This is a genomic window from Brachybacterium equifaecis (assembly GCF_023509525.1).
GTDB classification, from domain to species: domain Bacteria; phylum Actinomycetota; class Actinomycetes; order Actinomycetales; family Dermabacteraceae; genus Brachybacterium; species Brachybacterium equifaecis.
The window spans coordinates 409,020-421,818 of the sequence record NZ_JAKNCJ010000002.1 but is presented as its reverse complement, the minus strand read 5'-3'; the positions used below and the strand labels follow the sequence as shown (position 1 = coordinate 421,818).

Sequence of the window (12,799 nt, the reverse complement as noted above, 5' to 3'; positions counted from 1 at the left end):
GGTCGTCTTACTTTCAGCGGCTCACCCGCGCGCCTTGCTCGCCCGATCCGGGCGGAAGTCACTGGCTATGGGTGCCGATGACGATGCGGACCCCGCCGGGGCAGCCGACTGCGAGGTTCAGAACCTTGCCCGTCGGCGTCGAGAGATCGGACTCGGTCACGCTCACGGACTGCCAGCCGCTCTCGCACGCGGGCAGCTCGCTCTCCAGCGAGCCGACGACGTCCTCCCGCAGCGCCGCATCATCGATCGGGCTCCCACCGTCGTTGGCCTCCGCCCCGAGACGGCTAACCTCGTCCTCTCCGACGACCAGAACCATCTGCTCCCAGAAGTCATCGGGCACGGGGGCCGTGGCCCGCTCCCCGGGGTCGGTGAAGCGCCCACCGATCCAGATGCCGGGCACATCCGCGTACTGCGGGAACTTCTCGGCCCAGAGCCCGGGTTCCTTGCTGAGCGCAGAGGACTGGTAGTAGCGCTGCACCTCCTCGTAGTGCACCCAGGCCTCCGGATCGGGAGCGTGCTCGCCGGGAACGAGGTGTCCGACGAGCGTGCAGCCCTGCAGGAGCACCAGGACGGCGAGCGCTGCTGCGACCACGCGTGGGCGCAGGCCCGAGGCGGGGCCGCGCTTCGAAGGAGGGGCGGGCTCGAGGATGCGCATGATCCGCTCCTGGGGAAGGGGCCGGGGCTGGAGGTGGGGCCAGCGGCTGTTCGGCCTTAGGAGATCAGGGCTCTGATCGCGGTGCGACGGGCCGGGACGGAGCGTGCCGTCCCGGCCCGTCGGCCGATCATCCCGACCGCTGCCGGGGCGTGAGGCTGAGTCAGCGCACGTCGTCGGAATGGGCGGGGCCGAAGCCGGTGCCGCCCGTCAGGCCCGGTCCCTCGTTCACGCGGCCCGCATCGAGCGTGCCGGTGGTCTGCGCATCGAGGTCATCGGTGCGGTCGACAGGTGCCGCCTCGGTGCCGTAGCCGCCGTTCGGCGCGTACACGCCGTCGTCGGCGCTGCTCACCGGGGTGGCCGCTGCCAGCGGGGTCGCACCCTCGGTCTCGACATCGCGGCGGTGGGTCTGGCCGTGATCGAGGGAGCGGTCCGACGCGGATCCGTGGTCGCAGGTGCAGGCCGCCGGGCCCTCCTCGCACGCGCAGACGCCGGCGCCGTGATCGCAGCCGCAGTCGCCGGGGCAGTTGCAGGAGCCCTGCTCGCCCTGGTGGACGGTTCCCGCAGCTCCGGCCGCTCCCGCACCGGTGGCGCCCGTGCCGACGGCGACGTTCTGCTCGTCGAGGGAGATGATGTCGGGGTTCTCCTCGGGGCGGGGGCTGGTGCGGCCTCGGCCGTCCTCGTCCTCCTCCGACGGCGGAAGCGCGCCGTCCGTCGTGCGCTCGCGATCGCCGTCGAGCAGGCCGTCGCCGTCGCGGTCGCGGACGTCATCATCGCCGCCGAGCGGGTTCGGGGCGATGAAGCCGTCGCCGTCCAGATCCGCGCGCTGGGAGTCCGGGAGAGTGGGGTCGTGGGGTGCGATCTTGCCTGCGTAGTCGCCGGGCTGAGTCATCGTCTTCGTCTCCTCAGGTTGTGTCGTCCGCGAGCCGGGCGGGCGCCGCGGGTGCTGATGCAGGGAGAGTAGCGCAGATCACTGGTGCCGCTCCCAGCCTCGAAGGCCGACGCCCAGCGTGCCTGGGACCTGCTCTCAGCGGGCTCTCGGAAGAGTCAGGCGAACGGGTTCCAGTAGCGGCCGCCGTTCAGCACCACCAGGGCGATCGCCCCCGCCACCAGCAGCGCTGCCACCGCGATGACCACCAGGTCCCGCGCGCGGAAGGGGCGCTCGTCGAACCAGGTGCGCCGCTTCTCGCGGCCGAACCCGCGCAGCTCCATGGCGCTGGAGACGGTCTCGATCCGCTCCAGCGCCCCCAGCAGCAGCGGCAGCAGCACGCTCACGAGGTTCCGGATCCGCACTCCCAGCCGCTGGCGCTTCGAGGTGTCGAGTCCCCGGGCCTGCTGCGCCTGGGAGATCGTGCGGAAGTCGCGCTGCACATCCGGGATGTACCGCAGGGCGAGGCTCACCGAGTACGAGACGCGGTACGGCACGCCGATGCGGCTCAGCGAGGAGGCGAACTCGGGCGGACGGGTGGTCGTGATGAACAGGAGCATCGCGGGCATCACCGCGAAGTACTTGAGCGTGACGACAGCCTGGTAGAACAGCTGCTCGCTCGTGAGGTCCCAGCGCCCCGGCCCGTCGATCAGCACGTGGCGCGTGCCGAAGAGGTCGGTGCCGTAGCCGGGCGCGAAGGCGAAGATCAGCAGGTTGTTCAGCACCATGAACGTGCCGACGATCCACAGCACCACCGCGAGGTCCCCCGGGCGGATCCGCGAGGCCGCCCACAGCACGATCGAGGCGACCGCGAGGGCCGCGAGGAAGCGCGCATCGAAGCTGATCATCGCGGCGCCGACGATCCCGATGACGAGCACGAGCTTCGCGGTGCCGGTGAGGGTATGCAGGGGCCCGGGGCGATCGACGTAGCCCAGCAGGGGAGTGCTCATGCGGGGCCTCCGTTCGCGCCGTCGGCCCCGTCGGCCCGCTGCGCGCCATCGCGCTGCTGAGCGCTCGCGCTGCGCTCCGCGCGCACCTGCCGATCGACCTCCACGAAGCGGCGCACGAGCCGAGCCGGCTCCGGGAGTCCGCACCGCTCGGCCAAGGTGTGCAGTCCGGTCGTCACGAGGTCTGCGCGCCGGGTGATCTCGCGATCGGTGAGGACGTCGGCCGGGGAAGCGTCGGCGATGATCTGCCCGCCCGAGACCACGAGCACCCGGTCGGTGTACTCCAGCGCCAGGTGCATGTCGTGGGTGATGAGCAGGACGGTCGTGCCGCCCGCGTTCACCGAGGCCAGGAAGTCCATGAACTCCGTGTAGTGCGCGAAGTCCTGCCCGGCGGTCGGCTCGTCGAGGATCAGCACCTCGGGCTCGAGCGCGAGGACGGAGGCGATCGTGAGGCGCTTCTTCTGTCCGTGGCTGAGCGCCGAGACGGGCCAGGTGCGGAACGGAGCGAGCCCGCACACCTCGAGAACCCGCTCGGTGCGCTCGGCGATCTCCGCTTCCGAGAGGCCGCGCGCCTCGAGGCCGAGCGCGATCTCCTCGGCGATCAGGGGCTTGGAGATCATCTGCCCGGGCTCCTGCAGCACGAAGCCGACCCGCTCGCCGCGCTGGGCGATCGGCCAGGCCGACGCGTCGGCCCCGTCCAGGAGGATCCGGCCGGTGCTGTGCGGGACGAAGCCGCAGACCGTGCGTGCGAGCGTCGACTTCCCGGCCCCGTTGGAGCCGAGGATCCCGATCATCTCGCCGCGCCGCACCCGGGTGCTGACGCCGTGCAGGACGCGCTCTCCGGGGCTCGTGCGGCTCGCGCCGAGGACGACGCCGACGTCCTCGAGGGCGAGGACCGTCGGCCCATCGACCTCGGGGACCACAGGGGCCTCGGGGGCCGGGGCGGGAACGGCCGACGCGCGAGGGCCGCCCGCAGCGGATCCGGCGCCTGCCCCCGGCTGCTCTGAGGAGCGCTCCGCCGCGTCGCGCCCGCCCGCCCAGTTCCGCACGGCGGCGATCTGGGCGTCGGTGAGCGCGATCGTCTCCGCGCTGCCGGGGCGCTGATAGGCGGCGACGGGCGCGCCGGCGTAGGCGAGCGCCGCGACGTGCAGGGGCGGGCGGATCCCGGCGGCCTCCAGCAGGCCGGAGGCGATGACCTCTCCGGGCGGGGCGTCGGCGATGATCCGCCCGCCCTCCATCAGCACGATCCGGTCCACGTCCCGGTGCAGGACGTCCTCGAGGCGGTGCTCGACCATCACGATCGTGGTGCCGTGCTCGCGGTTCAGGGTGTCGATGAGCTCGATCGCGGTGCGGCCCGAGGCGGGGTCGAGCATGGCCAGCGGCTCGTCGAACAGGAGCACGTCGACGTCGTCCACGAGCACGCCGGCGATCGCGACCCGCTGCTTCTGTCCTCCGGAGAGCGCGTGCGGGGCGGCATCGAGGTGGTCCTCGATGTCGACGAGCGCGGCCGCTCGCTGCACCCGGGCCGGCATGTCCGCTGCGGGGACCTGCTGGTTCTCGAGCGAGAAGGCGATGTCCTCCCGGGCGGTGAGGGCGACGAACTGCCCGCTGATGTCCTGCAGGACGGTGCCGACGTGCCGGGAGGTCTCCACGAGCGGCACCTGCGCCGGGTCGCTGCCGCCCACGCGCACCGATCCGGTCGCCGTGCCCGGGTAGCGGTGGGGGACCATCCCGTTCATGACGCTGAGCAGCGTCGACTTCCCCGATCCCGAGGCGCCGACGATCACGATCTTCTCCCCGCGGCGCACCGTCAGGTCGATGTCGTGGAGGGTCGGCGCGGACTGCGCCCGGTACTGGAAGCCGTACCCGGCCAGCTCGATGAGGACGTCGTCGGTCACGATGGGGATGCCCCGCAGGTCAGGAGCCGACGGTCAGCGAGCCCGTGCGGGTGCGGGTGCGGGCGTAGACGCTGAGGATGATGACGCCGAGGACCGAAGCCGTGATGCTGTTCGCCAGCGCCGCTACGGCTCCCTGCGCGAACACCTTCCCGGCGGGCTCCGAGTAGATGAGGATGTCGCCGAGCGGCGCGACGACGAGGAACGCGACCACCTGCGCGATCACGACACCGACGACGAAGCGCACGATGTCCTTCCCGGCGAACTCGCCCTCCATCACGCGGTTGCGCAGCATCAGGAAGCCGAGGAGGAGCCCGAAGACGCCTGAGGCGATCTCCCAGCTCAGCCAGATGCTGCCGAAGCTGACGGCGTCGAGGATGATGTGCCCGATCAGGCCGATGAGAGCGCCGGCGATGGGGCCGTAGAGCACCGCGAACACCGCCAGCAGCGCGTACTGGATGTTGATCGAGGTGTTGGGGATCGGCGTCGGGATCCGCACGAGGCCGAGGACGACGAACAGCGCCGCGCCGATGCCGATGGCGACGACCTGGGTGACGGGGGAGATGCGAGGGGTCATGTCAGCTCCGAGGGTGGGAGAGGGGGATGAGAGGTCAGGGGCGGGGCGTGCGGGAGCGCCCGGTCAGTCGGCCGGGCGGATCGAGATCTTCCACGACGGCCCGGTGCCCAGGGAGAACGCACGAGCGTAGGAGCCGCGGTTGATCGCGACGGCCATGCGGTCCAGGGAGTTCACGTACAGCAGGGACTCGCCGACCTCCACGGCCGCGAAGCTGCGGGCGTAGACCATCTGCGAGGAGTGCACGGGACTGCCGGCGTGCTCGACGCGCACGACGAAGCGGTCGCCGTGCTGGGCGCCGAGCTCGAGGAACAGCTCGCGGGGGATCGAGGTCCACAGGGACCCGTAGCGGACGTCCAGCGCATCGATCGTGCCGGCCACCGCGCCGTGCTCGAGCGCGGGAGCGGCGACGGGCAGGGAGACCATGCGCTCCAGGGCGACCGACGGGCCGACCTGCGCGTAGTCGATGATCCCCGCGGCCAGGCGCGCGCCCGTGTAGGCGTAGATGTCGCGGCCGTGGAAGGTGTAGGACTCCTGCGAGCCCTCACGGCGGTTGGTCTCCTCGTCGATCTCGCGCAGCTCGACGATGCCGAAGATCGCGGCGAGGTGCGTGAGGGTGCCGTTGTCAGGGGTGACGATGAAGTGCCCGGTCGCGGTGCGGGCGACCACGCTGAGGCGGTCCGAGCCGACGCCCGGATCGACCACGGAGACGAAGACGGTGCCCTCGGGCCAGTACGAGACGACCTGGGCGAGCCGGTAGGAGCCCTCCCAGATGTCGTAGGGAGGGATGTTGTGGGTGAGGTCGTGGACGCGGAGGCGATCATCGACGCCGACAGCGACGCCGTGCATCGCGCTCACCGCGCCGTCGTCGAGGCCGAAATCTGATTGCAGGACGAGAGGCTTCACCCCGGAAGTATCTCAAGAATTCCAGGTCAGGGCTTCACAGCAGTTCATCCGCTGTCATCTGCGGCCTGCGGGAGAGGACCGTCAGCCCTGCAGCCCCCAGGCGCGGGCGAGCAGCTCGAGCGCGCGGTCGCGATCGGCGTGGTCGAAGTAGTAGCCGGTGAAGATGAGCTCGTCGGCACCCGTTCGCCGCACGAGGCTCTCGAGCTCGCGCACGACGGTCTCGGGGGAGCCGACGGCCCGCACCGCGAGGGTCTCGTCGATACGGGCGCGCAGCGACGGATCGGCGAGCTCGGCGAGATCGCGGGGCGGCTGGATCTTCTGGCGCTCGCCCCGCAGGATCCCGAGGAACATCTGCTGCAAGGTCGAGAACTGGCGCTGGGCCTCCTCGTCGGTCTCGGCGACGATGACGTTCACGCCGACCATCACGCGGGGCTCGCTGATCTGCGCGGTCTCCGCGGCCGGATCGAAGGAGCGCCGGTAGGCCTCGATGGCCCGCTCGAAGCCGGCCGGGGCGAAGTGGGAGGCGACGGAGAACGGCATCCCCAGCTGACCGGCGAGCTGGGCACCGTTGGCGGTGGAGCCGAGGATCCACATCGGCACCTCGGTGCCCTCGGCGACGGGAGCCGTGATCCGCAGATAGCCCGGGTCATGCGTGCCCGACCACAAGCGCATCTGCTCGACCGCCGCGATGAACGCCTCCGGCTCCGCCGACGTGCGGGCGAGGAGCTGCGCGGTGAGGGGATCGGTGCCCGGCGCACGCCCGAGTCCGAGGTCGATGCGGTCCCCGTGCAGCTGCACGAGCGTGCCGAACTGCTCGATCACCGCGAGCGGCGCGTGGTTCGGGAGCATCACGCCGCCGGAGCCGATGCGGATCCTCTCGGTCATCCCGGCGGCCTGCCCGATGAGGATCGACGTGGCGTTCGAGGCGAGTGCACCGGTGTTGTGGTGCTCGGCGAACCAGTAGCGCGCATACCCGAGGCGGTCGGCGAGCTGCGCGGCGCGCATCGAGGAGGCGATCGCCTCCCGCGGCCTCATGCCCTCCGACATGGGGACGAGATCGAGGATCGACAGGGGGACGCGCGGGCTGCTCATGCCCTCACGCTACGTCTGCGCCGGGCGCCCCGGAAGCGCTTCCGCCGAGGGCTGAGCGGCCGGCTTGTCAGGAGTCCGGCTGCGCCGTCGCGGGGCGGATGGGAATCGAGGCGGAGGGGATGTCGGCGTAGCTCGCCGGGTCGGAGATCGGCTCCAGGTGCGTGGCGACGGTGAGCCCCGGGAGGGCGGCGATGAGCTCGGCCTCGAGCTCCTCGATGTAGTCGTGCCCGTGCTTGACGGTCCACTCGTCCGGGACGAGCACGTGCACGTTCATGAACTTCTGCTGGCCGGCGCCGCGGGTCTGCAGGCCGTGGAAGTCCACGCGATCCTGGTCGTCCTGGACCTCGCTGCGGCGTCGCAGGATCTCGACGAGGATCGCGTTGTCCTCCTCGGGGAGCACCTGGTCCAGGAGCCCTGCGACGGACTCGGAGACGAGGCGGGTGCCGGTGATGATGATGTTCACGCCGACGGCGAAGGCCACGATCGCATCGAGCCGGTCCCAGCCGGTGAGGACCACGAGGCCCACGCCGACCAGCACGCCGACGGACGTCCACACGTCGGTGAGGAGATGGTGGCCGTCGGCCTTGAGGGTGATGGAGCGGTAGCGGCGCCCGGCGCGCAGCAGCACGAAGGCGACGCCGCCGTTGATGAGCGAGGCGACGACGGAGATCAGCAGTCCGACCCCCACGTTCTCCAGCGGCTGGGGATGGATGAAGCGCTCGACGGCCGTGACCAGGATGACCGCGGCGGCGACGAAGATCATCGCTCCCTCGACTGCGGCGGAGAAGTACTCGGCCTTCGCGCGGCCGTAGAGGTACTTGTCGGTCGCCGGCTGCGCGGCGACCCGCAGGGCGATCAGCGCGACGACCGCGGCGACGAGGTTCACGGTCGACTCGGCGGCGTCGGAGAGCAGGCCGACGGATCCGGTCATCGCCCAGGCGGCGCTCTTCAGGGCGATCGTGGCGACGGCCGCGGCGATGGACAGCCACGCGAAGCGCGTGAGGTCGACCGAGCGCGCGGTCTCGCGCTGCACGGGTGCGACGGGCGTGGGGGTGTCGGGGGCGGTGCTCATGGCTCAGGCCTTCTCGAGTGGGTCGGGGGCGAGGGTGCCGTCAGGGGCGATGTGCTCGAAGATCTGCTCGACGAGTCGGACCACGTGGGGGTCGTCGACGGAGTAGAAGCTGCGGCGGCCTTCGCGGCGGGCCGAGACGAGGCCCGCCAGGCGCAGGCGGCCGAGATGCTGGCTCGTGGTCGGCAGGCTGAGGCCGACGCGCTCCGCGAGGGCGCCGACGTCATACGTGCCGCTGGTCATGAGCCACACGAGGTGCAGGCGGGCAGGGCTCGCCAGCAGGGCGAAGGTGTCGGCCGCCGAGGCGAGCTGCGGCTCGGTGGGCTCGACGGGCGCGGCGGGCCCAGCGGGCTCAGGGGACGCAGTGGGCTCGACGGCGTGCTGCGGATCGGTCGCGTTCACGCCCGGAAGCCTTGCACACGTTTCGTCATGTGCGCAACTGTTGAAGCGTTGGAGCGGAGAGTGCTGCGCATGACAGCGCCCGCCGTCTCGCAGGGGATCCTGCGAGACGGCGGGCGCTGCGCCTCGGGGGAGCGGGTCTCAGCGACCGCGGCGCGAGGAGAACGCGGCGAGGTCGCCGCTCGAGCCCCCGGTCGAGGTCGAGTACGTGGTGGTCGAACCGGATCCGCCCGAGCGGCCGCCCGAGCGCCCGCGCGAGCTGCCGGAGCGGCCCTGACCGGAGCCGCCCTGGCCTCCGCGGCCGGAGCCGCCCTGGCCCGAGCCGCCGCGACCGCCCCGGCCGCGACCGCCCTCGGAGGCGGGGTTGATGGGGGTCTGGGTGAAGCGGCTGTCCAGCGCGCTGCTGCGCGAGGTCGAGCCCTCGCTGGAGGCTGCGCTGTCGCGCCGCTGCTCGGAGCGGCCCTCGCTGCCCTGACCGGAGCGTCCGCTGCGACCGCCCTGGCCGCCGCGACCGCCCTGCGCGCCGCGGCCGCCACGGCCCGAGCCGCCCTGACCGGACCCGCCCTGACCGGAGCCGCTCTGGCCGCCGCGGCCGCGCCCGCCGCCCTGGGCGGGCTGCTTCGGACGGCCGCTGTTCGTGCGGTTCAGGCCGGCGGCCTCCTGCACGACCGCGTCGACCTCTCCGCGCACGCGCTCGCCGGGGGCGAGGGAGGCGAGGATCGGGCTCGACTCGGTGACGCGCTGGTGGCGCTCGGGGCTGATCTTCGCCGCGCGCATCAGCACGTTCACATCGCCCCGCTGGTCGGGGGTCTGCACGGTGATGACGGTGCCGGACTCGCCGGCGCGCGCCGTGCGGCCCGAGCGGTGCAGGTACGCCTTGTGCTCGATGGGCGGATCGGCGTGGACGACGAGCGCGACCTCGTCGACGTGGATGCCGCGCGCCGCGATGTCGGTGCACACCAGGGTGTTCGCCGCGCCGGAGCCGAAGGCCTCCATGTTGCGCGTGCGGGCGCCCTGGGAGAGGTTGCCGTGCAGCTCGACCGCGCCGATGCCGCTGGCGACCAGGGTGCGGGCGAGCTTCTTCGCGCCGTGCTTGGTGCGGGTGAACATGATCGTCTTGCCGGGAGCGGAGGCGAGGTCGCGCAGCACGTCGAGGCGGTCGTCGGCCGTGACCTCGAGGATGTGGTGCTCCATCGTGCCCACGGGCGAGGTCTCGGGATCGGCCTCGTGCGTGACGGGGTTGTGCAGGTACTGCTTGACCACGGTGTTCACACCCGCGTCGAGCGTCGCGGAGAACAGCATGCGCTGGCCGCGCTGAGGGGTCTTGTCGAGGATGCGGCGCACCATCGGCAGGAAGCCCATGTCGGCCATGTGGTCGGCCTCGTCCAGAATCGTGACCTCGATGGCCGACAGGTCCGCGAGGCCCTGGCCCATCAGGTCCAGGAGGCGGCCGGGGCAGGCGATCAGCACGTCCAGGCCGCGCTGGAGGGCGTCGGCCTGCGGGCGCTGGCCGACGCCGCCGAAGATGACGGCGTAGGAGAGGTTCGCGGCCTTCGCGAGGGGCGCGAGGGACTCGCCGATCTGGGCGGCGAGCTCGCGGGTCGGGGCGAGGATCAGCGACCGGGGGCGCTTCGCAGCCGGGCGAGTGCGGGACTCCGCCAGGCGCGCCGCGAGCGGCAGCAGGAAGGCGTAGGTCTTGCCCGAGCCGGTGCGGCCGCGGCCCAGGACGTCGCGGCCGGCGAGGGAGTCGGGCAGCGTCGCGAGCTGGATCGGGGTGGGGGAGGTGATGCCCTGGGGTGCGAGGGCGTCGATGAGGTTCTGGGGCACGCCGAGGCGCGCGAAATCAGGGGTGCTCACGGGAGAGATTCCGTTCAGTCAAAAGGGGTTCACCGGGGCGCGGGCGTCGAGCTCAGCCGAACGTTTCGGCGGGCGGCGCGGGCCGTGCGCGGCCGACGGAACCGTGATCGCGGCTGCTCGTGCGCGAGAGCTGAAACTCGGCGGCGCAGGAGCGGGGGCCGGATGCGCCGCATCGGGCGGCGAAGGACTCCGTGGCAGGTCGTCGCGGTGATTCATGACGGCGACCGTCGGCCGCAACGATACGCGCCGGTCACCGGCAGGGGCGAGCGGGCGGGCGCAGGGTGTGAGGAGATCGGCGCGGGCGGAGGCGGTCATGCGTTCTCGGGGTGTCCGGCTGCTCGAGTGCCGCCGGACCCGTGGCCTCGTGCAACGATGCCGGGGTGGATGGTGACGTGCAGAGACGGGCGAGAGATCTCCGGGATCGGCCCTGGGCGCGGCGGATGCGCAGCCAGCGTTCCGTGCGTGCGATCGTGAGCCTCCTGTGCGCCGCGTGCTTCGCGATGATCGCTCTGGGGGCCCTGGGGGAGTGGCGCGAGGACCGCGATTCCACACCGCAGGCGATGCAGGTGGTCGTGACCGAGGTCGAGTCCGTGTCGCAGTTCGGGCGGAACAGGCCCGACATCATCCGCGTCCATTTCCGGGACGATGCCGGGCAGGCCGGCTGGATCGACGGGGAGGGTGACGCCGCTCCAGGGGACCGCATCACCGTCTACGCGATGGGCAGCGGTGCCTACCAGTACGCGCCGGGCCGCGACCGCTCGGCGCCGTGGATGGCGATCGTGCTCGGAGCCGGAGTGATCGCGATGCTGGTCTACGGGTGGTGGTACACGTTCCGTGCACCGATCGAGGAGAGCGCAGAGCACGAGAGCGATGCCCCAGAAGCACGGAAAAGGGGAGCCCAGTGAGTGCGGAGTCGCTGCGGGAGCAGCTTGTGGACTACCAGCGGGAGCATCCGATCATCGGCGGCGCGCTGTGGGTCGGCGTGAGCCTCATCGGCGTGCTGATGTTCCTCTTCTTCGGCGCTCTCTCATGGGGTGCGGACCGCGAAGATCGAGGTGCTCCCCCTGTCGAGATCCAGGCGATCGTCACCGAGGTGGGCAGCAGCTCCGCGAACGGCGGGACGTCCCCCCGGCTCACCTTCGTCACCGAGGACGGCGAGACCGGATGGGTCGATGACCGCTCTGGCGAGGTGGGGGAGGAGATCACCGTCTACCGGCTCGGATCCGGCTCCTACGCCTGGACGCCGCCTGATCCCGAGGGCTTCCCCTGGGTGCCGGCGGGACTGCTCGGAGGGGCCGGGCTGTGCCTGCTCGCCGCGGCGTACTTCGTGTTGGATTCCTGGAAGCAGGTGCGAGCCGAGAGGCGCCAGCGGTCTCGCTGACGATGGCGCTCTGCTCGCCCGCAGCTCGCGCGACCCGGATCGCCCCAGGTCAGGGGAGAATGGCCTGATGGGAACCGACCAGGGCGAAGAACGCAGTCTGCATCCCGTGCTCCGGGCAGTGCTCTGGAGCGCCCTGCTGCTGCCGGTGGGACTGCTCTTCATCCTCCTCGGCCTGCTCGGGTGGTCCGAGGACCGCAACGACCGCGAGAAGCCGGCTGTCCAGGTGGAGGCGGTGGTGACCGCAACGGAGTGGGTGGCGAACCCCAACGGGATGTCCTATCCCCGGCTGACGATCGCCACCGAGGACGGCGAGATCGGCTCGGTCGACGACCGCCCCGCGGAGGTGGGCGAGAAGATCACTGTCTACCGGCTCGGCTCGGGCCTCTACGGGTGGAGTGTGCCGGATCCCGACGGCGGATCCATCTGGCCGCTGGTGGGGATCGGCGCAGGCGGGATGTGCCTGTTCTGGATCGTCATCGTCATCTCGGAGGCACGGGGCGAGCTGAAGGAGCGTCGGGAGCTCGCGGAGCAGTAGGCGCCAGCGGGAGGGACGGGTCTGCGAGCGAGTGCGGAGGAGGGTGGCGCGGTGCGAGACGAACTGGTGAGCGAGCTGGACCGGCGCCCGCGGCTGCGCAATGCGCTCGCGATCATCGTGCTGCTCGGCGCCGTGGTGTTCATGCTCCTCATAGCTGCGCGCGACTGGGCCCAGGACCGTGCCGAGCGCACGGAGTCGGCTGTCGAGGTCCACGCCTTCGTCACCGAGGTGAGCACACGCACCTCGGGCGGCCTCACCACGCCGCACCTCGAGTTCGTCACCGGCTACGGCGAGACCGGGTGGATCGAGGGCCGCTCCGGTGAGCTGGGCCAGGAGATCACGGTCTATCGGCTCGGATCGGGGTTCTACGCATGGGAGCCGCCGGAGTCGGAGGGATTCACCTGGGTGCCGCTCGGGCTGATCGGTATGGCGGGGCTGTGCCTGATCGGGATCGTGTTCGCGATCCGTGGGATGCGGAGGCCGACGAGGCCTTGACGCCCGCGCACACCCGCTGTCTATAGTGCACATAGACAGTAATGGCGCGAGCGTTCCGCCGCTGATCCG

14 protein-coding genes are annotated in these 12,799 nt (G+C 71.6%); 4 read left to right on the top strand and 10 right to left on the bottom strand.

The window, feature by feature from the left end; all coding sequences use genetic code 11:
- Positions 1 to 58: 58 nt before the first annotated feature.
- The 10 genes from Bequi_RS06455 to Bequi_RS06410 form a co-directional block, all read right to left on the bottom strand.
- Positions 59 to 655 carry a hypothetical protein gene (locus Bequi_RS06455; RefSeq protein WP_249737130.1) on the bottom strand — a complete coding sequence of 199 codons (597 nt, stop codon included), beginning with the start codon at positions 653 to 655 and terminating at the stop codon, positions 59 to 61.
- 160 nt (positions 656 to 815) lie between these two features.
- A complete protein-coding gene (locus tag Bequi_RS06450; protein ID WP_249737129.1) occupies positions 816 to 1,544 on the bottom strand; it encodes a hypothetical protein in 729 nt (242 codons plus the stop codon).
- Between the two features lie 155 nt (positions 1,545 to 1,699).
- Positions 1,700 to 2,530: an energy-coupling factor transporter transmembrane component T family protein gene (locus tag Bequi_RS06445; RefSeq protein WP_249737128.1), complete on the bottom strand. Its 831-nt coding sequence runs from the start codon at positions 2,528 to 2,530 to the stop codon at positions 1,700 to 1,702.
- Positions 2,527 to 4,425, bottom strand: a complete 1,899-nt coding sequence (locus tag Bequi_RS06440) for an energy-coupling factor transporter ATPase (protein WP_249737127.1) — start codon at positions 4,423 to 4,425, stop codon at positions 2,527 to 2,529. Before Bequi_RS06440 ends, Bequi_RS06445 begins: the two co-directional genes overlap by 4 nt.
- Before the next feature lie 19 nt (positions 4,426 to 4,444).
- Entirely contained in the window at positions 4,445 to 4,999 is a 555-nt protein-coding gene (locus Bequi_RS06435; protein WP_249737126.1) for an ECF-type riboflavin transporter substrate-binding protein, read from the bottom strand.
- 63 nt (positions 5,000 to 5,062) lie between these two features.
- Positions 5,063 to 5,902: an SAM hydrolase/SAM-dependent halogenase family protein gene (locus Bequi_RS06430; protein ID WP_249737125.1), complete on the bottom strand. Its 840-nt coding sequence runs from the start codon at positions 5,900 to 5,902 to the stop codon at positions 5,063 to 5,065.
- Between the two features lie 81 nt (positions 5,903 to 5,983).
- Positions 5,984 to 6,994: an LLM class flavin-dependent oxidoreductase gene (locus Bequi_RS06425; RefSeq protein WP_249737124.1), complete on the bottom strand. Its 1,011-nt coding sequence runs from the start codon at positions 6,992 to 6,994 to the stop codon at positions 5,984 to 5,986.
- Between the two features lie 67 nt (positions 6,995 to 7,061).
- The gene (locus Bequi_RS06420) at positions 7,062 to 8,066 is read right to left on the bottom strand and encodes a cation diffusion facilitator family transporter (RefSeq protein ID WP_249737123.1); all 1,005 of its coding nucleotides are present in this window, start codon (positions 8,064 to 8,066) and stop codon (positions 7,062 to 7,064) included.
- Between the two features lie 3 nt (positions 8,067 to 8,069).
- Positions 8,070 to 8,465: an ArsR/SmtB family transcription factor gene (locus tag Bequi_RS06415; protein WP_249737122.1), complete on the bottom strand. Its 396-nt coding sequence runs from the start codon at positions 8,463 to 8,465 to the stop codon at positions 8,070 to 8,072.
- Positions 8,466 to 8,603: 138 nt separating this feature from the next.
- Positions 8,604 to 10,319 carry a DEAD/DEAH box helicase gene (locus Bequi_RS06410; RefSeq protein ID WP_249737121.1) on the bottom strand — a complete coding sequence of 572 codons (1,716 nt, stop codon included), beginning with the start codon at positions 10,317 to 10,319 and terminating at the stop codon, positions 8,604 to 8,606.
- A gap of 440 nt (positions 10,320 to 10,759) precedes the next feature.
- On the opposite strand from Bequi_RS06410, the gene Bequi_RS06405 reads away from it, so the two are divergent.
- The 4 genes from Bequi_RS06405 to Bequi_RS06390 all read left to right on the top strand — a co-directional run bounded on the left by Bequi_RS06405 (position 10,760) and on the right by Bequi_RS06390 (position 12,730).
- Entirely contained in the window at positions 10,760 to 11,224 is a 465-nt protein-coding gene (locus Bequi_RS06405; RefSeq protein ID WP_249737120.1) for a hypothetical protein, read from the top strand.
- Entirely contained in the window at positions 11,221 to 11,700 is a 480-nt protein-coding gene (locus Bequi_RS06400; protein ID WP_249737119.1) for a hypothetical protein, read from the top strand. The genes Bequi_RS06405 and Bequi_RS06400 overlap by 4 nt, the downstream gene beginning before the upstream one ends.
- A gap of 67 nt (positions 11,701 to 11,767) precedes the next feature.
- Entirely contained in the window at positions 11,768 to 12,235 is a 468-nt protein-coding gene (locus Bequi_RS06395; protein WP_249737118.1) for a hypothetical protein, read from the top strand.
- A gap of 51 nt (positions 12,236 to 12,286) precedes the next feature.
- Positions 12,287 to 12,730 carry a hypothetical protein gene (locus tag Bequi_RS06390; protein WP_249737117.1) on the top strand — a complete coding sequence of 148 codons (444 nt, stop codon included), beginning with the start codon at positions 12,287 to 12,289 and terminating at the stop codon, positions 12,728 to 12,730.
- Positions 12,731 to 12,799: the final 69 nt, after the last annotated feature.